Genomic DNA, 22,156 nt, shown 5'->3' with positions numbered 1-22,156 from the left:
TCCCGCTGCCCACCACCTGAAGGTAAAAGCAACGTTGCAGACACTATGCCTTCAAGTTTCGAAGTCAATAGGGGGTCTACTGTGAAATCCAACCCCACAGGTCACCGCAATGCGTTCAACACTTGAACGTGCGATGAAGGTCTAGCGGAGGCGCTGCGAAATGACCTTCGACACCCCGTCGCCCTGCATGGAGACGCCGTACAACGCGTCGGCGACCTCCATCGTCCGCTTCTGGTGGGTGATCACGATCAGCTGCGAGGCCTCCTGCAGCTCCTGCATGATCCGGATCAGCCGCTGGAGGTTGGTGTCGTCGAGCGCCGCCTCGACCTCGTCCATCACATAGAACGGGCTGGGCCGAGCCTTGAAGATCGACACGAGGAGCGCTACGGCGGTGAGGGACCGCTCCCCGCCGGAGAGCAGCGAGAGCCGCTTGACCTTCTTGCCGGGCGGCCGTGCCTCGACATCGACACCGGTGGTGAGCATGTTGTCGGGATCGGTCAGGATCAGCCGCCCCTCGCCACCCGGGAACAGCCGGCTGAAGACGCCCTCGAACTGAAGGGCCGTGTCCCGGTAGGCCTCGGTGAAGACCTGCTCGACACGCTCGTCGACCTCCTTCACCACTTGAAGCAGGTCGGCGCGGGTCTTCTTCAGGTCCTCCAGCTGCTCACTGAGGAACTTGTGCCGCTCCTCCAGCGCCGCGAACTCCTCCAGCGCGAGCGGGTTCACCTTCCCGAGCTGCTGGTACGCCCGTTCGGCCGACTTGAGCCGCTTCTCCTGCTCGGCGCGGTGGAATGTCCGGGGCTGGTTGCGCGGATCCTCGGGATCATCGGGCAGCACCTCACCCTCGGCGGCGAGCGAGGGCGGCACGAGCTGATGCGGCCCGTACTCCTCGACAAGCCCCGCGGGCTCCACCCCCAACTCCTCCAGCGCCTTGCTCTCCAGCTGCTCGATCCGCATCCGCTTCTCGGCCCCGAGCACTTCCCCTCGGTGCACGGAGTCGGTGAGCTTGTCGAGCTCGCCCTTGAGGTCGCGCCCCTGGTTCCGGGCGGCGGCCAACTCCTGCTCGCGGCGCGCCTTGGCGGCATCGGCGGCGGTGCGCTCCTCGTCGGCACGGGCGAGGGACACCTCGACGTGCGCGAGCAGCTGCCGCGCCCCGAAGGCGACAGCCTCCGCTACGGCCGCCTCATGCCTCAACCGCGCCAACCGCTGCTCGGCCCGCGCCCGCGCCTCACGCTCCGCTCGGGCACCACGGTCGAGGGAGTCGGCGCGCCCGGCAAGCCCCTTGACCCGCTCCTCATGCGTACGAACCTGAAGCCGCGCCTCCATCTCGGTCTGCCGAGCATTGGCCCCATCGGCGGCAAGCCGATCCCGCACGCTCGTATCAGGCTCCTCCTCGACCGGCATCTCCTCGGCAACAGCTAGCCGTTCGGCAAGCACTTCGGCTTCTTCTACGGCCTTGTCGAGCGCGTCCTGTGCCCGTGTCGCCGCCGCGGTCGATCGCTCGGCCTCCCCGGCGGCGCCCCGCGCCTGCCCTGCGAGTCGGCCCAACTGCTGTGCCACGGTCGACTTTTCGCGCTCCGCGGCTCGGCGGCGCTCCCCCAACTCCTCGACGAGCGCGGCGGATTCCTTGCGGCGCTCGCCTGCGGTCTGCTGGGTGGCGGCCAACTCCTCGCAGCGGATGGCCAGTTCTTCGAGTTCGACTGCGGCTTCGTCCACGGAGGCCTGGACTTCGAGGAGGCTGGGGGCGCCTGCGGAGCCGCCGTGGGCGAAGTGGGCGCCGAGGAGGTCGCCTTCGGCGGTTACCGCGGTCAACTCCGGGTGCGTATATACGAGTTGCTCGGCGGCTTCGAGGGTGTCGACCACGACGTAGTTGTGCAGGAGGCGGCGGACTGCGGGCATGAGGTCGGCGGGGGCGCGGACGAAATCAGCGGCGAAGGGTTGTCTGTTGTCTGCGGGCTCGTCGTGGCTGGGCGCGCTCCGCGGCGGAGCCGCAAATAGATGCTGTCCCGCGCCCCTTTGGGCCGCCTCAGTCACCGGGGTCGAATGCTCAGGGCCGCCTGCCAGCAGCAGCGCTGCCCTGCCCCCGTCCTGTTTGCGCAGCAAGCGGATCGCATCCGCCGCCGACGCCGGGGTCGTCACCGCGATCGCGTCCGCCGCCGCGCCGAACGCTGCCGCCAGGGCTACCTCGCGGCCTGGGGTCACCGTCAGCAGTTCCGCTGCCGGGCCCAGGATTCCAGTGAGGCGGTCGCGTGCGCCCAGCAGTATCCCGGTGCCGTCCTTCCGCCGTAGGCCCAGCGCCAGCGCTTCATGGCGGGCCTGGGTCGCGGCGCGCTTGCGTTCCGCCGCCGTGGCCGCTTCCCGCGCTGCCGTCAACGCGGCCTCCGCCTCGGCCAGTTGGCGCTTGGCCGCCTCGTGCTGTTCGGAGAGTTCCGCGTCGCCGGCGTCGAGGCCGTCCACCTCGGCCTGGAGTGTCTCGTACTCCTCCTGCGCGGTGACCGCACGCTCCTGGGCCTCGTCGCGGGCGGAGGCCAGGCGGTCGATCTCGGCCTGGGCGGAGGCCGCGCGTGAACGGGCCGCGTTGACCTGGCCGTTGAGGCGGGCGAGGCCCTCGCGGCGGTCGGCGATGGAACGGGCCACGTCCTTCAACCGCCGTTCCTCGGCGGTGAGTTCGCGCTCCAGGTCGGAGCGGTGGGCGACCGTGTCCTCCAGGGCGTGCTCGGCCGCCTCAAGGGCTGCTTCGAGTTCCACCTCCTGCTCGCGGATGCGGGCGGCCTCACGTTCCATGTCCTCCGGGTCGCGGCCCCGCCGTTCCTCCGGTGGAGCCGACGTCGCGCTCTTCACCCGGGCGTCGGCCAGCGAGATCGTGCCGCGCACCCGCTCGGCCAGCTGGGACAGCTCGTACCAGGTCTGCTGGGCGCGCTGGAGGCGTGGGGCGAGTTGCCGTACCTCGTCCTCCAGGAGGCCCTCGCGCTGAAGCGCCTTGCGCAGCTCCAGTTCGGCAGCCTCCTTGCGTCCCTTCAGCGCGGCCTCGTCGGCGATCTCGGTGTTCAGCGCCTGGCGCAGTCGTACAAGATCGTCGGCGAGCAGGCGGAGGCGGGCGTCTCGGAGGTCCGCCTGGATGACGGCGGCACGGCGGGCGACGGCGGCCTGGCGGCCCAAGGGCTTGAGCTGGCGGCGGAGTTCGTCCGTCAGGTCCTGCACGCGCGCGAGGTTGGCCTGCATCGCGTCCAGTTTGCGGAGCGCCTTCTCCTTGCGCTTGCGGTGCTTGAGGACTCCGGCCGCTTCCTCGATGAAGGCGCGGCGGCCCATGGGGTCGGCGTGGAGCACGGAGTCGAGCTGGCCCTGGCCGACGATGACGTGCATCTCGCGGCCGATGCCGGAGTCGGAGAGGAGTTCCTGGATGTCGAGGAGGCGACACGTGTCGCCGTTGATCTGGTACTCGCTGCCGCCGTTGCGGAACATGATCCGCGTGATGGTGACCTCGGCGTACTCGATGGGCAGCGCCCCGTCGGAGTTGTCGATGGTGAGGGACACCTCGGCGCGGCCCAGCGGGGGGCGGCCGGTGGTGCCGGCGAAGATGACGTCCTCCATCTTGCCGCCGCGCAGCGATTTGGCGCCCTGTTCGCCCATGACCCAGCTGAGCGCGTCCACGACATTGGACTTGCCCGAGCCGTTCGGACCGACGACGCACGTGATCCCCGGCTCGAACCGGAGCGTGGTCGCCGAGGCGAACGACTTGAACCCCCGCAGGGTCAGGGCCTTGAGGTGCACGCCGCTGGACTCTACCTTCCGCTGCTCGCTCTCTCCATGAACGTCCGGTTCCCCGCGGTTTCGCCCTTGAACGTGCAGGGCACACCAAACGTTAAAGAGGGTGGAGGCATGCGGGGGAAAGAAAGAAGGGACGCCGAAGCGTCCCTTGCAAACTCTGACAGCGCAGCGGTTGATGCTGGCAGCTCAACCACTGTTCGTCATGGTGCGTCGTAGTGATCAGGTGAGCGCGGGCTCAGCCTGGCGTACGTCGATGCTCTCGAGAAGCGAATCGTGAGTTGCGGCAGCCGTCAGCGCGTCGTTCTCGTCCTGGATCCGAACGAGCTCGGATTCCAGGTCCTGGACGCGCTGCTGGAGCCGTCGCATCTCGGCGAGGAGTCGCGGGTCGGAACCGCCGACGTAACCGAGAAGCGCCTTTGCCATGATGGATGGTCCTCCACACTGAGTGACCGACCGAAGCGGTGTGGGTCGTGAGGGAATCGCACCCGCGATGCTTGACAGTCTTGGGTGTTGCTCTGCTGTTCTTCCATGCCAAACAGCTAAGGTGCGCGGGGCTTTCAGAGTCTCACCAAAAAGTTTGACGGTCAACACGATCACGCCCCGTATTGGCGGGCATCCTGGGGGCGCGCGGCCCTGACCGGGCGGCGCTGCGACTCCTGCGGGCTTCTTCAGGTGTGGCGATCATCCTTAGGTGCGGAGCCTGCCAGAGCTAGCTGTTCTTGGCAACCACCAGGCAATTTCCGCTAGGGGCAGCTGCCGGTGGCATGTCCCGCCGCTTCCGCCAGGACCGCTTTACACCGTTTCGCAGTTTGTGCTCAGCGGATCGCGAAGCCGTCGTAGCCGCCGCGAGGTGTGTCCCAGATCTCGGTGACGCCATCCACGCGCCCGGGCGTGTCGTGCCCCTGGAGCCAGTCGAGGAGTCCCTGGCAGCCCTCGCGCGATCCTTCCGCGACCACTTGCACGCGTCCGTCGCCCAAATTGAGAGCAAAACCACTCAGGCCCCCGATCTCCAGAGCCTTGGCACGGGTAAACCACCGAAAACCCACACCTTGCACACGCCCTCGCACCCAGGCGACCATCCGTACATCCGCGCTCATGGCTGCAACCTAACCGGCCAATGTCTCTCTGGGCACTTGCTCCCCTCCCGCCATGCGGTACCGTCCGCCCCAATGAATCTCATATGAAACTCACTCGATCGAGTGAGCTGGGTCACCGCACGGACGAGTTGACCGCAAGGACGAAAGGCAAGGACATGGGACGCCACCGACGCTCCGCCGCCGGCCGCGCCGCCACGAGCCGCGCCACGGGGGTCACAGAGACGCACGGCTCATACACGAGCGGCTACGACCCGCATGACTCGTACGACTGGAACGACCGCGCCGACCTCTCCAACCGGAACGACCGCTTCGACTGGAACCCCGCCGACGGCTCGACGATAGGCATGGCGCCCTATCTGCACCCGGAGGGTCCCGCCGAGTTCCACCCGAACCACCAGACCCACGCGAACCACCAGGTCCCCGCGGACCACGGGGTCCGTGAGGTCCGCTCGAACCACGAGGTCCCGCCGAAGAGCGAAGCCCGCCTGCGGGCCGAGACCCGACTGAAGGCCGACACCCGCCTCAAGAGCGAGGCCTATCTCTTCGCCACCGAGGAGGACTACGCCGTGGTCTTCCCCGAGGCGGCGGGTGCCTCCTCCCGGGGCGACGGCGCACGCCCGGGCCGCGGACGCCGCCGCAAGCGCAAGAGTGTGACGCCGGCGGTCAAGTCCGGTCTGCTCGGCGTCTCCGCCGCGGTCGCCATCGGCACGGTGGCGGTCGCCGCGGGTGCGATGCCGGGGCTGGAGAACTACAAGCTCGGCGGCGGTGGCGGCTCGGACAAGGTGCAGGCGGCCGGTTCGCCGTCCAACTCCGCGACCGAGCAGGGCGGTACCTCCGGCAGCGCGGAGTCCCGCGACGACGGCTCGTCCACGAGCCGTGGCGCGAACCGCGCGGCCTCCCCCTCGGCGGCTCCGACCAAGTCCGCCACCGCGCCCGCCACGAAGGCCCCGGCAAAGAAGCCTGCGGCCACCCCGACCGAGGAGCCGACGACCAAGGCTCCCTCGGCGAAGCCCACCACTCCGACGCCTACGCAGTCCGCCGACGCACCGGTGACGGTCTCCGCGGAGGCCTCAGCCGAGGCCGCGGTGCTCAAGCTCGTCAACGAGCAGCGGGCGATCGTCGGCTGCAGCCCGGTGGCCGCGAACAGCGCGCTGACCGAGCTGGCCGAGAACTTCAGCACGCAGATGGCCACCGAGAACTTCTTCGACCACACCGACCCCAGCGGGGCCACCCCGTGGGACCGGGCGGAGAAGCTCGGCATCACCAACCTCGGCGGCGAGAACATCGCCCGCGGCCAGGCCGACGCGGCCGCGGTCATGGACGCCTGGATGAACAGCCCCGGCCACAAGGCGAACATCCTGAACTGCGACTTCAAGACCCTGGGTGTGGGTGTGCACTTCGGCACCGACGGTCCTTGGTGGACGCAGGACTTCGGGTACTAGTCCGATGCCGTAGGACGCCTATCGACGTCTATGGACGCCTACAGGGAGCGCTAACCACTGGTTAGTGCTCCCTTTTGGTTAGCGCTGCGTTCGCGTACTCTGAGGAAATGGACACGACCCAGGAGCGCACGGAGGAGCAGAGCTTCCCGTACGACGTCTTCGCGAAGGCCTGCCCCTCCCGAGGCACCCTGGAACACGTCACGGGCCGCTGGGGCGGACTCACCCTGTGCGCGCTGCACGAGGGCTCGCTGCGCTTCAACGAGCTGCGGCGCCGCGTCGACGGCGTCAGCGAGAAGATGCTCTCGCAGACCCTGCACGCCCTGGAGCGCGACGGCCTGGTCCACCGCGAGGCCCAGCCGACCAACCCACCGCGCGTGGACTACGAGTTGACCCCGCTGGGACACGGCGTCGCCGAACGCCTCACGGGGCTGGTCGACTTCGTGGAGTCCCGCATGGACGACGTCCTCACGGCCCGTACGCGCTACGACGAGACGCGCGGCGCCTAACTCCTCGGCGCCCGCTGGCACTTCGGGCAGAAGTAGCTCGACCGGTTCATCCACGCCCGCCGGCTCATCGGCGTACCGCAGCGCCGGCACGGCAGACCCTCGCGGCCGTAGGCGTCGAGCGAGCGGTCGAAGTAGCCCGACTCCCCGTTCACGTTGACGTACAGGCTGTCGAAGCTGGTGCCGCCCACGTCGAGGGCCGCGTTCATCACATCCCGTGCGTGGCCCAGGAGTTCGGCGGTGCGCGGGCGGGTGAAGGTCGCGGTCGGGCGTTCGTAGTGGACGCGGGCCCGCCAAAGGGCCTCGTCCGCATAAATGTTGCCGACTCCGCTGATCAACGACTGGTCGAGCAGGGCCCGTTTGATGGTCGTCCGCTTGCGGCGCAGCGCCTGGTGGAACAACTCGTCGTCGAACAAGGGGTCCAGGGGGTCACGCGCGATGTGCGCGATGACGTCCGGCAGCCCGTCCGGCGTGGTGTCGTGCAACGACAGCCCGCCGAAGGTGCGTTGGTCGACGAAGCGGAGTTCGGTACCGAGGCCGTCCGCGAACCGCACCCGGATACGCAGATGCTTCTCGTCGGCCAACTCATGCGGCTGGACCAGGAGTTGACCACTCATCCCGAGATGCGCGAGCACCGCCTGATGCGTGTCCTCCAACGGCAGCCACAGATACTTGCCGCGCCTGCTCGGCGTACCGATCCGATGCCCCTTGAGCCGATGCGCGAAGTCGTCGGCACCGGCGACATGCCGCCGCACCGCACGCGGATGCAGCACCTCGGCATCGGCGACGGTGCGCTGGGCGACCCACCGCTCCAGACCTCGCCGGACTACCTCGACCTCGGGCAACTCGGGCACTTCTCTCCCTTTTCTGTTCGACTCGCTGGTTCCTCGCGTCGGACGCTGGGCCCTGGAACAGGTATGCGCAGCCTAGCCCGGTCCCGCCGTCAGTCCGCCGGGCCGGTGGGAAGGGTGCGGCCGTCGGCGGTGAGCCCCCTGGTCAGCAGGGCGTCGGCCTCGTCCCCGCGGCCTTGGGCTCGGAGCACCTCGACGAGGTCCGACAACGCGTGCTGATCGCCCCGGTCGAGAAGTGCGCGCAATTCCTCGGTCCGGCCGAGCTTCTTGAGCAACTCACGGTGGCGAAAGGGCGGGTCGCCCCGGCCGGGCCCGGTCAGCAGCGCGACGGCACGGTCGGGCTCGCCTCGCGCCACGAGTGCGTCCACCAGGGCGGTCGTCACGTCGAAGATCCCGGAGGTCTGTCCGACCTTCGCGTGCAGCCGTATCGCCTCCTCCAGATCGCCCGCTTCGATGGCCAGCCTGGTCAACTCACGCACGGCGTAGGTGTCACCGGCCTCCGCGCGCGCCCGCAGCGCGTCCAACCGGCCGGTGCTGCACAGGAGTTCGGCCAACTCACCTCGGATGTACCCACCCTCGTCGGCGAGCGGGGTCAAGACCGCGATCGCCTGCTCGACATCTCCCCGGTCACGCAGCAGCCTGACCGCTTCCCGCGCCGCGTCGGCATGGCCGTCCGCCGCGCGCTCCATCAGGGTGTCGAGATCGCCCCGTTTCCCGAGCAAGTGGACCAGCATGAAGTCGGTGTCACCGCTGCCCTGGTCGACGAAGTCCCACAGGAGCTCGATGCCCTCGTCCGTACGGCCCTTCTCGTGGAGCAGGTCGGCGAGACACCAGGCCGCGGCGAAATACCCCTCCTCCGTCAGCTCGTACAGCCGCTCGATGTTCCCCTCCTCCTGGAGGAGTTCGGCGAGGAACACGATTACGTCCTCGTCGTCCCGTTCGTGGAGCATCTCCAGAATGGGCAGGGCCCGGTCGTTCTGGCCCTCGTCGTGGAACAGCTCCGCCAGCCGATACCAGGACCACATGTCGTTCGGATCAAAATGCTTCAGGAGCACCGAGAGCGCCAGCTGCGGATGCCCGTGCTCTACAACGTCACTGACCGCGTACTCGTTGCCGGCCTCCGCCAGTTCGAGCAGTTCCTCGAAGTCCCAGCCTGCGAGGAGTGTCCGGTGCAGGGCGGCACCCGGATCGTCGGACGCGGTCAGCCGATCGGCCATCTCCTCGGCACCGGCCGCGTCACCCGTCCTGCGGTAGAGCTCGCCCAGTTCCTGCATCGCCGACACGGAACCCCCCTCGACCGCTTTGCGCAGCAGAGGTACGGCGGCGGCGATGCGTTGCCGGGCCGCGGCCGCCGCACCGGTGCGAAGGGCGTCCGTGTGATCGGTGAGGTGGTCGGCGCACGCCTGCCAGAAGGTCTCCGGCGGGGGTACGGCCCGTTGGGCGCGGCTGGTGTGGTGCAGCAGGTAGTCGGCCACCCGGTACCCGTCCGCGCGGCCCATCTCCGGGCCGTGGCTGACGGGGACGAGGGCGGAGGTGGCGCCCAGCAGCGGTTGGGTCGCATAGCCGAGTGCCTCCTCGAACCAGTCGGCGGGGGCGCCGGCCCGTTGCCAGGGGTTGCAGTAGCCCGGCGCCGCGGCACGCAGCAAGTTCTCGGTGACGGCCGACTGGACGCCCATGAGAGTGGCGTCGACGGCCGCCGTCAGCAGCGCGCGGGCGTAGGGACCCGCGGTTTCCCAGCGGTGGACGAGCTGCGGTGCTCCGGCGATGACCTGGGTCAGCCCGAAGTCCTCGGACTCCAGCGCGACCCGCAGGCGGTCGTCCGACGCGGCCAGGGTCGCGGCGCGCTCGCGTTCCGCCGGGCTGAGGTCGATGCCGAGGGTCACCACCTCGGCGAGCTTCAGCAGCTCGCGTTCGGCACGGTGGCGGTCCTCGTCGTGCGGGGATGTGGGCGTCGCCGTCCAGGTGTCGTAGTAGTGCGGCCACAGCGTGCCCACCAGCAGTACGGGATGCGGGCGGGTCAGCAGGGCACGGACCGTGGCGGCGGTGAGCTGGTGGGCGCCGGACACATGGTTCTGCAGTTCGTCCAGCCAGACCACCAGCGGCCCGGGAGCGCGGTCGGCCAGGTCCGCGATCCGGCCGCCGTCGGCCGGGTGCAGCAGCCACCAGTCAGGCAGCAGGGCGAGGACCGCCTCGTGGAGCGACCGGGTCTTGCCCACCGAAGAACCGCCGACCACAAGGACGAATCCTCCGTCCCGCGCGGCCGTCTCGATCAGTGCGCGGAGCCCGCCGCCGTCCCGACTGTCCAGGTCACGAGGTACGTAGGCGGGCAGAGCCGAAGACCCGGTGCCGGTGACACGGATGGGGCGGTGCACCCCGAGCCGTATCGGATCGGCGTCCCGGACCCGTACGAAACCCGGGTCGGTGGCGGGCCCGGTCCGGGCAGGTCCGTCAGCGCCCTTGATCACGGTGACGCTGCCGCCGACGTCCCCGAACTGGAAGACGTCCCCGCCGACAGCGGACCGCGCCACCCGGTTCCGGTCGGCTTCCCCGGCCATCCGTGCCCCGCTCAGTCGCGGGCGGCGAGCCCGAGGCGGACGTCGCGGCCCACCGAGCCGATCTGGATGCTGTCGCCGCCGATCACGCTGCCGACGACCGCCTGAGAGCCGTCGCCGATCCGCACATCGGCCGGTGCCCGCGCGAGCAGAGCGCGCAGATCGGCGACGAGCGTCTCATCGGCGAGCAGTGCCTTCCGAACAGCCCTGCGCAGCACCGCCTCGGCGTCCGGATCGTCCGGATCCGCCACCATGTCGGCGACCGCTTCCGGGAGTTGCTCGCCTTCGGCGCGGGGCCCGAAGATGCGCTGTGCCATCCGCCGGCCCAGCTCGACCGTCGCGTTCGCGGCCTCTTCCTGGGTGCGGGCGAGTACGGCCAGACCGTACGCGCCGACGGCCGCCGTCACGAAGGGGACCGCGTCCCCTGCCACCTGTGCGATGTCTCCGGTCATGTGCCGGCCCCTCCCCTACGCACCGTTCATGCCTCGGAGCCCCGGCCTCGTGCGAGCGAGGCCGGGGCTCCGGTTACTGCTTGGTCAGGCGGACGCCGACGACGTGTCGGTGTTCTCCTCGGCAGGCTGCTCAGCGGCCTCGGTGGCGGTTTCGGCGGCCTGTTGTTCGGCCGTCTCCTTCGCCTTCTCGGCTCGCTCGTCCGCGTCGGCCCGGATGGACCGCCAGGCGGACTCGGCGGCCTGCTGCTCCGCCTCCTTCTTGCTGCGGCCGGTGCCGGTGCCGTACGAGACGCCTCCGACGCGGGCGGCAGCAGTGAAGGTCTTCTCGTGATCGGGACCGGTCTCCGTGACCAGGTACTCGGGGACACCGAGCCCCTCGGTCGCGGTGAGCTCCTGGAGACTGGTCTTCCAGTCCAGGCCGGCACCGAGGTTCGAGGACTTCTCGATGAGCGGGTCGAACAGGCGATGTACCAGTTCGGAGGCCGCGTCGAGGCCCTGGTCGAGATAGACCGCGCCGATCACCGCTTCCAGGGTGTCGGCGAGGATGGACGCCTTGTCCCGGCCCCCCGTGCCCTCTTCACCGCGGCCGAGCCGGATGAAGGAGCCGAGTTCCAGACCGCGACTGACCTCCGCCAGCGCACGAGAATTGACCACCGCGGCCCGCAGCTTGGCCAGTTGGCCTTCGGGCAGGTCGGGGTGGGTGGTGTACAGCGTGTCCGTGACGACGAGGCCGAGCACGGAGTCCCCGAGGAACTCCAGCCGCTCGTTCGTCGGCAGACCGCCGTTCTCGTACGCGTACGAACGGTGGGTCAGCGCACGCACCAGAAGGGCGGACTCGAGGTGATACCCGAGCCGCCCTTCCAACAGCGTGTGGGACGAGGCTGTGTCCGCGTGTTTCTTGGCGACTGAGTCGGCCTTGACGTCAGACATGGTGCCTCTCACCAGCCGCTCAGACCTCGAGGACCTGGCGCTTGTTGTACGTGCCGCAAGAAGGGCACGCGATGTGCTGCTGCTTGGGCTCGTGGCAGCGCTCGCACGCAACCAGAGGGGTGACCGCAGCCTTCCACTGCGACCGGCGGTGGCGCGTGTTGCTGCGCGACATCTTCCGCTTCGGAACAGCCACGGCTACTTCTCCTGCTTCTCGTTGGCGCGCGCCGGTCGGGGCGCTTCGCCACTGATCTCGTCCTTCTCGCCGTCTTCGAGTGAACCGGCGAGTCCCTGCAGTGCCGCCCAACGGATGTCGACGGCGTCATGGTGGTGGTCCGGGTCGTCCGTGAGCCGTACTCCGCACTCGGAGCACAGGCCCAGACAGTCGTCCTGGCACACCGGCTGCATCGGCAGTGCGAGCACCACCGCATCGCGCAGCACGGGTTCGAGGTCGAACAAGCCGTCCTCGATGAAGAGCCTGTCCTCGTCTTCTGCGGATTCCTCGGCGTCGCCGACCGGTTCCGCTTTCACACGGCCACGGTCGTCGGCGTCAGGGTACGAGAACATCTCCTGGAAGTCCGCTTCGAGCGACAGCTCCAGCGGCTCCAGACACCTTACGCACTCCCCCTTGGCCAGTGCACGGGCGGTGCCTGTGACAAGCACCCCTTCCATGACCGACTCAAGGCGGAGGTCGAGCTCCATCGGGGCGCCTTCCGGCACTCCGATGACCCCCTGGATCCCGAGATCCTTGGGAGCGTCGATCGAACGGTTCAGGCGCTGCAGCGCACCAGGACGCCGACCCAGCTCGTGAGTGTCGAACACGAGAGGGTTGCGGTGGTCGAGGCGGGCGTTCAGAGCCATCCCTGTCTTTCGGTCTACTAGCTCAAGAGGACGCTGCCCTTCGGTGCTTCCGGGCAGCGTTGATCGCGGACGTACACGCGACCGAAGAGCCAGGATACTGGACCTTTCGCTCACGGCCCAATCCGGTGTGCGCTCTCGGCCACCGGCCCGGATCGCTACAGGCCGCGGCCCTGCTCGTACGCCCGCAGCTGCTCCGCGCTGATCATGCCGGTGTCGAAGAGGCTGGTCTCGTCGAGCGCGTAGCCCTGCTGAGCCTGGGCCTGCTGGTTCTGCTGCTGGTCGAGCTGGGCCTGCTGCATCTGGTTCGGGTCGTACACGGGCTGCTGGCCGGTGTCGTAGCCCTGGTAGGCGTAGGGGTCGGCCTGCTGGTACCCGTAGGGGTCCTGCTGCTGGGGCTGGGCGTAACCCTGCTGCTGGTAGCCGTACGGGTCCTGCTGCTGGGCGGTCTGCTGGTAGTCGTAGGCCGCCTGCGGGGCGTAGTCCTGCTGCTCGGGCTGGAGCGGGGTGGCCGAGACCGGGGTGTCCGTGACGGTCGCGAGGTCGGCGAGGTAGTCGGCGTCGCTGGTGTGCTGGACCTGGTTGCCGTCGTCGTCGAGGGAGAGAGCGCCGAGATCGTCGCTGGCGAGCCGGCCGTGCAGCTTCTGCCGGCCCTTGCCCACGGCCTCCAGGGTCTTGGCGAGGACCGCCTCGAAGGCGCCTAGCTTGACGTCCACGTACGCGTCGGCGTCGCGGCGCAGGGTCTCCGGGTCGTGGCTGCGCTCGGGGGCGTCCTCGTCCTCGTAGCCCTGGTCGTCGATGCCGGGGCCGGTGCCGAGCAGCTTCTCGCGCCCTCGCCCCACTGATCCGAGGGTCTTGGTGAGGACGACCTCGAAGTTGGCGAGCTTGGAGTCGACGTAGTCGTCGGCCTCCGCGCGGACCTCCTCGGCCTCCTGGCGGGCCTCGGCGAGGATGCGGTCCGCCTCGTTCTGCGAGCGGCGGGCGACCTCGGTGTCGGAGATCAGCGAGCCGCGCTCGGCGTGCGCGGTCTGGATGATCCGCTCGGCCTCCTGGCGGGCCTGCTCGACCATCTCGTGCCGGCCGCCGATCAGCTCCTGCGCCTCCGCCAGCGAGTCGGGCAGGGCCGCGCGCACCTCTTCGAGCAGCGTGAGCAGCTCGGCGCGGTTGACCACGCACGAGGCCGACATGGGCATGGAACGGGCGCTGGAGACCGAGGCGACGATCTCGTCGAGCTTCTTCTGCACGTCCACCGTGTGCTCGCCACTCTCTACCGACGTGTTGGAGACGGACGGGTCGACTGTACGACCACTCCCGCCCCGCCCGACACCGGGTGACGCACTGTCAGTCCCTCAGGCCTTGCCGAGCCGCTCGGTGAGCGCCTCCAGGACCACGCCGGGTACCAGGTGGGAGATGTCGCCGCCCCACTGCGCGACCTCTTTGACCAGCGAGGACGACAGGAAGCTGTAGGTGGGGCTGGTCGGGATGAACAGGGTTTCGACGCCCGACAGTCCGTTGTTCATCTGGGCCATCTGGAGTTCGTAGTCGAAGTCGCTGACCGCGCGCAGGCCCTTGACGATGGCGGGGATGTCGCGCTGCTTGCAGAAGTCGACGAGCAGGCCGTGGTAGGCCTCGACCTGGATGTTGCCGAACTCCGCGGTGACCTCGCGGATCAGCTCGATCCGCTCGTCGACGGTGAACATGCCCTTCTTCGACTGGTTGATCATCACGACGACGTGCACCACGTCGTACAGCCGGGAGGCACGGGCGATGATGTCGAGGTGTCCATTGGTGATGGGGTCGAACGACCCCGGACAAACGGCGCGGCGCAACTGAGTTCCCTCGCTCTCCGGTCCGGTCATCGTGCGTCTTCGCACGTAGAGGCGGCGCGACCGTACCAAAAGGTCCCCTCGCCGTAGCGACGGGCCCGGATCGCGTCGAATCCGTCCGGCCACCCGAATTCGCCGCCTCTGGTGCTGCGCTCCACGGTGACGAGCGCCTCCGGCGCGAGCCAGCCCCCGGACCGGAGTGTGAGGAGAATCTCCCGAAGATCGTGATCTGCGACAACGTACGGCGGGTCGAGAAAGACGATGTCGTACGGGTCTGCCGGCGCCGGTGTCTGAACGATCTGTTCCGCTTTGCCCGCCCTGACCTCGGCGCCGGGGAGGCCGATGTTCTTGACGTTCTCCCTGATGACGCGGGCGGCCTTCGGGTCGGCCTCGACGAGGAGGGTGTGGCTCGCGCCGCGGGAGAGGGCTTCGAGGCCGATGGCGCCCGAGCCCGCGTAGAGGTCGAGGACTCGTTCGCCGTTCAGGGGGGCGCCGAGGAGGGACTGCCAGGTGGAGAAGAGGCCCTCGCGTGCGCGGTCGGAGGTGGGGCGGGTTCCGGTGCCGGGCGGGACGGCTAGTCGACGTCCGCCGGCTTCGCCGGCGATCACGCGGGTCATCTGGGGTCCTTGGTGGTGGGCGGCTTCAGGTTTCATTGTGGCTGGTCGCGCAGTTCCCCGCGCCCCTGGGGTGTCACCGCTAGCCCTTTTCCAAGTACTGCTCCCTCTCCTCGTCCAGTAGCGCGTCCAGTGCTGTGCGCAGGCCCGGCAGACGCTCCAGGTCTGGGTCGGCCGCCACCACGGCCGTCGCCTCCTCCCTCGCCTCCGCGATGACCTCCTCATCCTCGATGACCGACAGCACCCGCAGGGAAGTGCGGGCACCGGACTGCGCCTGCCCCAATACATCGCCCTCTCTGCGCTGTTCGAGGTCGATGCGGGAGAGTTCGAAGCCGTCGAGGGTGGAGGCGACGGCGTTGAGGCGTTGGCGGGCGGGGCTGGCCTCGGGCATCTCGCTGACCAGGAGACAGAGGCCGGCCGCCGAGCCTCGGCCCACTCGGCCGCGCAGCTGATGGAGCTGGGAGACCCCGAAGCGATCGGCATCCATGATCACCATGGCCGTGGCGTTGGGCACGTTGACGCCGACCTCGATGACCGTCGTCGCGACCAGGACGTCCGTGTCCCCGGCCGCGAAACGGCGCATCACCGCGTCTTTGTCGTCGGGGTGCATACGGCCGTGCAGCACCTCGATCTTCAGCCCCTGGAGCGGGCCCTTGGCGAGCTGGGCGGCGATGTCGAGGACGGCGAGCGGTGGACGCTTCTCCGCCTCGTCCTCGGGGGACTTCTTCTTGGCCTTGCCGGCCTTCTTGGGGTCGTCGTCCTCGTCGCCGATGCGTGGGCAGACGACGTACGCCTGATGGCCGTTGGAGACCTCCTCGCGGACGCGCTCCCAGGCGCGGGCCAGGAAGTGGGGTTTGTCGGCGGCGGGGACGACATGGCTGGCGATGGGTGAGCGGCCCGCCGGGAGTTGGTCCAGGACCGAGGTCTCCAGGTCGCCGAAGACCGTCATGGCGACCGTGCGCGGGATGGGGGTCGCGGTCATGACGAGGAGGTGCGGGGGCTGCTTGCCCTTGCCGCGCAGGGCGTCGCGCTGTTCGACGCCGAAGCGGTGCTGTTCGTCGACCACGACCAAGCCCAGGTCGTGGAACTGGACCTTGTCCTCGATCAACGCGTGCGTGCCGATCACGATCCCGGCCTCACCGGTGACGAGGTCGAGGAGAGCCTGACGCCGCCCGGCCGTCCCCATGGACCCGGTGAGCAGCGTGACCTTGGTCGCCCGCTCGGCCCCGCCCAGCATCCCGCCCTCGGCCAACTCCCCCATCATCTCGGTGATGGAACGGTGGTGTTGCTGCGCGAGCACTTCGGTGGGGGCGAGCATCGCGGCCTGGCCGCCGGCGTCGACCACGGCGAGCATGGCGCGTAGAGCCACCATTGTTTTTCCGCTACCCACCTCCCCCTGGAGCAGCCGGTGCATCGGATGCTCCGTAGCCAAGTCGTCGAAGATCTCCTTAGACACCTTCACCTGCCCGTCCGTAAGCGTGAACGGAAGGCGGTCGTCGAAGGCGGTGAGGAGGCCGTCGGGGGACGGTTTGCGGGCTACGGCGGGGAGTTGGGCGTCCGCGTGGCGGCGGCGGGCCAGGGCCACCTGGAGGACGAAGGCCTCGTCCCACTTGAGGCGGTCGCGGGCGGCGGCGATGTCCGCCTTGGTGTGGGGGCGGTGGATCTTGAGGAGGGCTTCGGGGAGGGAGACCAGGCCACGGCCCTCGCGGAGGGAGTCCGGGAGGGGGTCCACGGCTTCCTCGGCACTGGGGAGTGCCGTCTGGAGGGCCTTGCCGATCTTCCAGGACTCCAGCTTGGCGGTGGCGGGGTAGATGGGGATCAGGGTGCCCGCCCAGGTCTCGACCGTCTCCTCGGTGTCGCCCTTCAGCAACTCGTATGCCGGATGAGCAAGTTGGAGTCGGCGGTTGAAGACGGAGACTTTGCCTGCGAACATCGCGCGCGTGCCCGGCAGCAGTTCCTTGTGGGGTTTGTGAACTCCCGAGCCGAAGAAGACGAGTTGGAGTCGGCCGCTGCCGTCCGTGATCGTGACTTCTAGGCGCTGGCCCTTGCCCCGGGGGGCTTTGCTGGACGCGAAGGTGTGCAGGCGGGCGTCGGCGACCTGGGCGACCACGGTGACGTGCTCGTCCATCGGCAGTTCGGCGAGGTGGGTGAGCTGGCCCCGCTCCTCGTAACGGCGCGGGTAGTGGTGCAGGAGGTCGCCCACCGTGTGCAGGCCGAGATGCTCGGCCATCACCTTCGCGGTGGCGGGGCCGAGCACCTTTTTCAGGGGTTCTTCCAGTGCGGGCACGAGATCCATTGCACACCACGCCACTGACAATGCCGTATACGTCTTGCGAAACTCCTGGTCAGGTGGGTCGTTCGAGGCCTAGGATGGCGCGCTCCGGCCATCCCCCGCGGTCACCGCCTCACAGGGACCGCCCGACCCTCGCGCCGATCGCACTTCCCCCACATCGGCGCTGCGACGATGGACTCCCAGACCTCACAGTCATCCCAGGCATCCCAGTCACCTCACACGTTCCAGGTCGACCTGCGCGGTCTGGTGGACCTGCTCTCCCATCACCTCTACTCCAGCCCCAAGGTCTATCTGCGCGAACTGCTGCAGAACGCCGTGGACGCGATCACCGCCCGCCGGGCCGAGCAGCCCGACTCCCCTGCCCTGGTACGGCTGTTCGCCGACGGGCGCACCCTGCGCGTCGAGGACTCCGGCGTCGGGCTCACCGAGGCGGACGTGCACAACCTCCTTGCCACCATCGGCCGTAGCTCCAAGCGCGCCGACGGGCTCCAGGAGGCCCGCTCCGACTTCCTCGGGCAGTTCGGCATCGGGCTGCTCGCCTGTTTCGTGGTCGCCGAGCGGATCCGGGTCGTCAGCCGCAGCGCCCGTACGCCCGACGCGCCGCCCGTGGAGTGGACGGCGACCGACGACGGCTCGTACACCGTGCGGACCCTGCCCCACGCCGAGCGCCCCGAACCGGGCACCACCGTGCACCTGGTGGCGCGCGCGGGCGCCGGTGAGTGGCTCACCAAGGAGAAGGTCCTCGCGCTGGCGCGGGACTTCGGAGCGCTGCTGCCGTACGACGTCCGTGTGGACGGCGAGGCGGTCACCGATCTGCCCGCGCCCTGGGACCGGTCGTACCCGAGTCCCAGCACCCGCAGGGTGGCGCTGGCCCGGCACTGTCACGACCTGTTCGGGTTCACGCCGTTGGACTCGATCGACCTGTCGGTGCCGCTCGCGGGGATCCGGGGTGTGGCCTACGTCCTTCCCGGCGCGGTGAGTCCGGCGCAGCGGGCGAGTCACCGGGTGCATCTCAAGGGCATGTTGCTCACCGAGCGGGCCGAACAGCTGCTGCCCGACTGGGCGTTCTTCGTGCGCTGTGTGCTGGACACGGACAGTCTGCGGCCCACGGCCTCGCGCGAGTCGCTGTACGAGGACGAGACGCTGGCCGCCGTGCGGGAGGCGCTCGGGGAGCGGATCCGGGCCTGGCTGACCGGGCTCGCGGCGGGTGATCCGGAGCGTCTTGCCGCGTTCCTGTCGGTGCACCACCTGGGGGTGAAGTCCCTGGCGCGGCACGACAAGGAGATGCTGCGCACGATGCTGCCGTGGCTCCCGTTCGAGACGACCGACGGACGGGTGTCCCTGGAGGAGTTCGCGCAGCGCCACCCGGTGGTGCACTTCACGCGGACCGTCGAGGAGTACCGCCAGGTCGCCCCGATCGCGTCCGCGCAGGGCATCGGCGTGATCAACGGCGGTTACACCTACGACGGCGAGCTGGTCGAGGCGCTGCCGTCGGTGCGCCCGGGGACGGTGGTCGCCGAGCTGGACTCGGACACCGTGACCGCGCACCTGGACTCGGTCGACCCGGCCGAGGAGCTGGCCCTGGCGGACTTCCTGGCCGCCGCGCGGGCCAAACTGGACCCCCTGGGCTGCGATGTCGTCCTGCGGGCGTTCCATCCGCTGTCGGTGCCCGCGCTGCACCTGGACGACCGCTCGGCCCGGCACGAGCAGGCCCGCGCGGAGGCCGAGGAGCAGGCCGACGACCTGTGGGCGGGCATCCTGGGATCGCTGCGCGGCAGCGCGCCACGCGCGCGTCTCGTGCTCAACCATCTCAACCCGCTGATCCGGCGCATCAGTTCACTCAGGGACCGGGACCTGATCGGGACGGCCACGGAGTCCCTGTACGGGCAGGCACTCCTGATGGCGCAGCGACCACTGCGCCCCGCCGACTCGGCACTGCTGAACCGGGCGTTCATCGGCCTCCTGGAATGGGCCACACACGGGGAGAACGACCACTGATGACAGGGATCACGGACTTCGACGCGCTGCGCCGGGCGATGGCGGAGAACTCCGAGGAGCCGGAGGGACCGGCCCGCAACGCGCGCGCGGAGCAGCTGCTCGGCGAGGCCGAGAAGCTGGACGTTCCGCTCGCGGTGATCGAGGCGCTCGGGCACCAGCTGAAGGTCTACAACTACAGCTCCGAGAAGGACAAGATGTTCGTCCCCTTCGCGCGTCTGCTGCGCATGTGGGACGAGCGGCCCGAGGACTTCGACGAGTACGAGGTCCACTCGCTGCACTGGGTCTTCAAGTGGATGTCGTCCGGGATGCTCGGCCAGCCGCACATTCCGCTCGCGTCGATCGAGAAGTGGCTCGGCGAGATGGAGCACCGCTACCGGCTGGCCGGTCACTCCGAACGGGCCGTGCGCAGCGCCGAGTTCAGCGTCGCCTCGCACGTCGGTGACCTGGCGCGGGCCGAGCGGGCGTACGCCGCGTGGCTGGCCGCCGACCGGGACACCATGGCCGACTGCCACGCGTGCGAGCTGCACACCCAGGGCGAGTGGCAGGTGCAGCAGGAACGGTACGCCGAGGCGCTCGACCTGTGGGCGCCGGTCCTGGGGGGCGAGTTCACCTGCGCCCACGAGCCGCACACCGTCCTCGCGTCCTCCCTGACCCCGCTGCTGCACCTGGGCCGGGCCGACGAGGCGCGCGCCCATCACCTGCGCGGTTTCCGTCTCGTACGGCCCATGGAGAGCATGCGGGGCGCCTACGCGGACCATGTGGAGTTCTGCGCGCTGAGCGGCAACGAGGCGCGCGGTCTGGAGCTGCTCGCGGAGCGTCCGGCGTACTTCACGGACTCCGGGAACCCGCAGAGCGGGCTGGACTTCCTGGCCGCGGTGACCCTGCTGATGGACCGCCTGACCGAACTGGGACTCGGCGACCAGCAGGTGCCCGGGCCCACCGGCCGTACCTGGACGGCACGCGAACTCGCCGCCCACGCGCGCGTGGAGGCCCTCTCCCTGGCCGCCCGCTTCGACGAGCGCAACGCCACGACCCACGTCGGCGACCGGGCACGCGTGCGCATGGACCAACGGCCCCTGGTGGAACGGCTCCCCCTGGGAGTGCGTTCGGCGGGCCGGCCGGCAGCAGCACCGGTGATGACCACGGCACCCGAGGTCATCCCGGAGAAGGACCTCACCGCGCTCCTCACGGAGGCGCGACGGCTGTCGGACACCCTCCAACCGCACGCCGTAGAGGCCTGGTTGGCCGTCTCGCAGGCTTCCGAGGGCGTCGAGCTGTCCGCCCGCGACCGCGCCGAGATCGCCGACCACCAGGCGATGGACCGGGGCCCCGAGGGCATCGCCCTCTTCGACCGCGCGGCCGAGCTGTTCGCCGAGGCGGACGACCCCGGGGAGGCGTGGGCGGCACGCGCGCGTGGGGCGTACGTACGCGCTCTCACGGGCGAGATCGACGAGGCCCTCGCGGCGATCGCCGAGCCGTACGACGGGGTGCTCGCCCTGTACTCCGAGGAGGGCACCGGCGTACGGCAGACGGCGGCCGTGCTGATGAGCCGGGCGCGCATCCTGATGCGGAGGGTCCACGGGGACTCCCCGGACCACACCCCCGCCGACGGGGACCTGACCGCCGCCGAAGCCGCCGTACGGGAAGTGCTGGCGCTGGTCGAGGGGCAGCCCCTTCCGGGTGACGTGGCCGATGTACGGCTGGCCGCGCGGGGTGCCGAAGGGCAGGCGATGCTGGCCGAACTCGCGGTGCGGGGCGGGGATTTGGAGACGGCCGTACGGCTGTTCTCGAAGGCGTCGACGGCGTTCGTGGTCGCGGGGCTGCCGTGGTTCGCGGTGGAGTACGAGGCCCGGCTGGCCGGGCTCGCCCATCACCTCGGGGACGTCACGGAGGCGGAGCGGGCGCTGCGGGCGGCCCTGGAGCACGGCGGGCCGTATCTGGAGGCCCCTGGACGCGCTCAGCTGCATCTCCAGCTCGCCGAGGTGCTCGGCGGCCGGGGGCGGTCCGAGGAGGCTGCTGAGCACGCCCTGGAGGCCGCGCACTGGTCCGACGAGGCCGGCGAGGGCCCGACGCTGGGCGCCTGGGCGCGGCACCAGCTCGGCGGCTTCCTGCTGCGCCAGGGCCGCTGGGCCGAGGCCGCGGAGGTGTTGGAGTCGGCGCTGCCCGACCTGAGCGTCGAGACGCACGGCGACGGCGCGATCGTCCAGACGCAGTGGTGGCTCGGTGACTGTCTGAGCGAGCTGGGCGAGCACCGTGCCGCTGCCGAACGGCGGTTGCAGGCGGCCGAGATCGCCCGGACCTGGCCCGAGCAGAACGACCACGCGACCCTCGCCCACCTCGCCGCCGAGTCACTGGGCCACGCGGAACTGCCCGCCGAGGCGGACCAGGCGTACGAGCGCGCGGGCGAGCTGTGGCGGTCCCTGGGGAACGTGCACGGGCTCGTCCGCTCGCTGCGTGCCCGCGCGTGGCTGGCGTTGCGCGCGGACCTGGCGGACCGGGGCCTCGACCGCGCGCGGGAGTTGATGGCGGGCGCGATCGAGGAGTGCGAGGCCGCGCTGCTCGTGACCGACGACCAGGAGGCGCGGCAGCGGCTCGCTGGCGAACTCGGCCACACGCACCGGCAGTTCGGCGAGCTGCTGGCCCGTTCCGTCGCCGAGGAGGCCGAGGACACCGCGATCCAGACCGCGTTCGAGGACGCCCTGGCCCAGACCGCGGAGTCGGTCACCGTGTTCGCGGCCCTGGGGGAGGGCGCGGTGCACACCCGCACCGGCGCCGAACTCGCCGCGGGCTGGCTGGAGGCCGACCTCAGCCGCCCCGCCGACGCGGCGGCACGCGCGCGTGGCGTACTGAAGGCCTACGAGGGCGCCGACGACGGCGACGAGACGGTACGGGCCCGTCGCGCCGAGGCGGAGCAGCTGCTCCAGCTGATGGAGGAACAGACGGACAAGTAGGGGAAGTTGGGGTGGGGCTGGTGC

Annotated in this window: 17 protein-coding genes; 4 read left to right on the top strand and 13 right to left on the bottom strand. The window is 69.9% G+C overall.

Annotated features, from left to right (window positions below):
- Positions 1-141: 141 nt before the first annotated feature.
- From smc to SPR02S_RS19550, 3 genes are all read right to left on the bottom strand, one after another.
- Positions 142-3,771, bottom strand: coding sequence for a chromosome segregation protein SMC (gene smc, locus SPR02S_RS19560; protein WP_019058681.1), 3,630 nt, complete (start codon positions 3,769-3,771; stop codon positions 142-144).
- 216 nt (positions 3,772-3,987) lie between these two features.
- Positions 3,988-4,191 (bottom strand): hypothetical protein, encoded by a 204-nt coding sequence (locus SPR02S_RS19555; RefSeq protein ID WP_019058680.1) that lies wholly within the window; start codon positions 4,189-4,191, stop codon positions 3,988-3,990.
- 392 nt (positions 4,192-4,583) lie between these two features.
- The gene (locus tag SPR02S_RS19550) at positions 4,584-4,865 is read right to left on the bottom strand and encodes an acylphosphatase (protein WP_026150699.1); all 282 of its coding nucleotides are present in this window, start codon (positions 4,863-4,865) and stop codon (positions 4,584-4,586) included.
- Between the two features lie 155 nt (positions 4,866-5,020).
- Between SPR02S_RS19550 and SPR02S_RS19545 the strand changes: the two genes are divergently transcribed.
- Together SPR02S_RS19545 and SPR02S_RS19540 are read left to right on the top strand one after the other, a co-directional pair.
- Positions 5,021-6,307, top strand: a complete 1,287-nt coding sequence (locus tag SPR02S_RS19545) for a CAP domain-containing protein (RefSeq protein WP_026150698.1) — start codon at positions 5,021-5,023, stop codon at positions 6,305-6,307.
- Positions 6,308-6,414: 107 nt separating this feature from the next.
- Positions 6,415-6,813: a winged helix-turn-helix transcriptional regulator gene (locus SPR02S_RS19540; RefSeq protein ID WP_019058677.1), complete on the top strand. Its 399-nt coding sequence runs from the start codon at positions 6,415-6,417 to the stop codon at positions 6,811-6,813.
- On the opposite strand, the gene mutM is transcribed toward SPR02S_RS19540, so the two are convergent.
- The 10 genes from mutM to recG all read right to left on the bottom strand — a co-directional run bounded on the left by mutM (position 6,810) and on the right by recG (position 17,186).
- Positions 6,810-7,664 (bottom strand): bifunctional DNA-formamidopyrimidine glycosylase/DNA-(apurinic or apyrimidinic site) lyase, encoded by an 855-nt coding sequence (gene mutM / locus SPR02S_RS19535; RefSeq protein ID WP_019058676.1) that lies wholly within the window; start codon positions 7,662-7,664, stop codon positions 6,810-6,812. The genes SPR02S_RS19540 and mutM overlap by 4 nt on opposite strands.
- Before the next feature lie 89 nt (positions 7,665-7,753).
- Positions 7,754-10,216 carry a tetratricopeptide repeat protein gene (locus SPR02S_RS19530; RefSeq protein WP_019058675.1) on the bottom strand — a complete coding sequence of 821 codons (2,463 nt, stop codon included), beginning with the start codon at positions 10,214-10,216 and terminating at the stop codon, positions 7,754-7,756.
- A gap of 11 nt (positions 10,217-10,227) precedes the next feature.
- Positions 10,228-10,665 (bottom strand): hypothetical protein, encoded by a 438-nt coding sequence (locus tag SPR02S_RS19525; RefSeq protein ID WP_019058674.1) that lies wholly within the window; start codon positions 10,663-10,665, stop codon positions 10,228-10,230.
- An 84-nt stretch (positions 10,666-10,749) separates the two neighbouring features.
- Positions 10,750-11,595 (bottom strand): ribonuclease III, encoded by an 846-nt coding sequence (gene rnc, locus SPR02S_RS19520; protein WP_019058673.1) that lies wholly within the window; start codon positions 11,593-11,595, stop codon positions 10,750-10,752.
- A 19-nt stretch (positions 11,596-11,614) separates the two neighbouring features.
- Positions 11,615-11,788, bottom strand: a complete 174-nt coding sequence (rpmF, locus tag SPR02S_RS55960) for a 50S ribosomal protein L32 (protein WP_015657589.1) — start codon at positions 11,786-11,788, stop codon at positions 11,615-11,617.
- A 2-nt stretch (positions 11,789-11,790) separates the two neighbouring features.
- Positions 11,791-12,453, bottom strand: coding sequence for a YceD family protein (locus SPR02S_RS19515; protein ID WP_019058672.1), 663 nt, complete (start codon positions 12,451-12,453; stop codon positions 11,791-11,793).
- Between the two features lie 155 nt (positions 12,454-12,608).
- Positions 12,609-13,700 carry a F0F1 ATP synthase subunit B gene (locus SPR02S_RS19510; RefSeq protein ID WP_019058671.1) on the bottom strand — a complete coding sequence of 364 codons (1,092 nt, stop codon included), beginning with the start codon at positions 13,698-13,700 and terminating at the stop codon, positions 12,609-12,611.
- 99 nt (positions 13,701-13,799) lie between these two features.
- Positions 13,800-14,309 (bottom strand): pantetheine-phosphate adenylyltransferase, encoded by a 510-nt coding sequence (gene coaD / locus SPR02S_RS19505; RefSeq protein ID WP_019058670.1) that lies wholly within the window; start codon positions 14,307-14,309, stop codon positions 13,800-13,802.
- Positions 14,306-14,929 (bottom strand): 16S rRNA (guanine(966)-N(2))-methyltransferase RsmD, encoded by a 624-nt coding sequence (rsmD, locus tag SPR02S_RS19500; RefSeq protein ID WP_281169892.1) that lies wholly within the window; start codon positions 14,927-14,929, stop codon positions 14,306-14,308. The genes coaD and rsmD overlap by 4 nt, the downstream gene beginning before the upstream one ends.
- Positions 14,930-14,972: 43 nt before the next feature.
- Positions 14,973-17,186, bottom strand: coding sequence for an ATP-dependent DNA helicase RecG (recG, locus tag SPR02S_RS19495; protein ID WP_019058668.1), 2,214 nt, complete (start codon positions 17,184-17,186; stop codon positions 14,973-14,975).
- A 168-nt stretch (positions 17,187-17,354) separates the two neighbouring features.
- Here recG and SPR02S_RS19490 point away from each other — a divergent pair, with 168 nt between their 5' ends.
- Together SPR02S_RS19490 and SPR02S_RS19485 are read left to right on the top strand one after the other, a co-directional pair.
- Positions 17,355-19,181 carry an HSP90 family protein gene (locus SPR02S_RS19490; RefSeq protein WP_019058667.1) on the top strand — a complete coding sequence of 609 codons (1,827 nt, stop codon included), beginning with the start codon at positions 17,355-17,357 and terminating at the stop codon, positions 19,179-19,181.
- Positions 19,181-22,132 (top strand): hypothetical protein, encoded by a 2,952-nt coding sequence (locus SPR02S_RS19485; protein ID WP_019058666.1) that lies wholly within the window; start codon positions 19,181-19,183, stop codon positions 22,130-22,132. Before SPR02S_RS19490 ends, SPR02S_RS19485 begins: the two co-directional genes overlap by 1 nt.
- Positions 22,133-22,156 lie beyond the last annotated feature (24 nt).

The organism is Streptomyces prunicolor NBRC 13075, assembly GCF_000367365.1.
In the GTDB taxonomy this organism is placed as follows: Bacteria; Actinomycetota; Actinomycetes; order Streptomycetales; family Streptomycetaceae; genus Streptomyces; species Streptomyces prunicolor.
The sequence above is the reverse complement of the archived record's forward strand: the minus strand, read 5'-3'. Positions and strand labels throughout refer to the sequence as shown.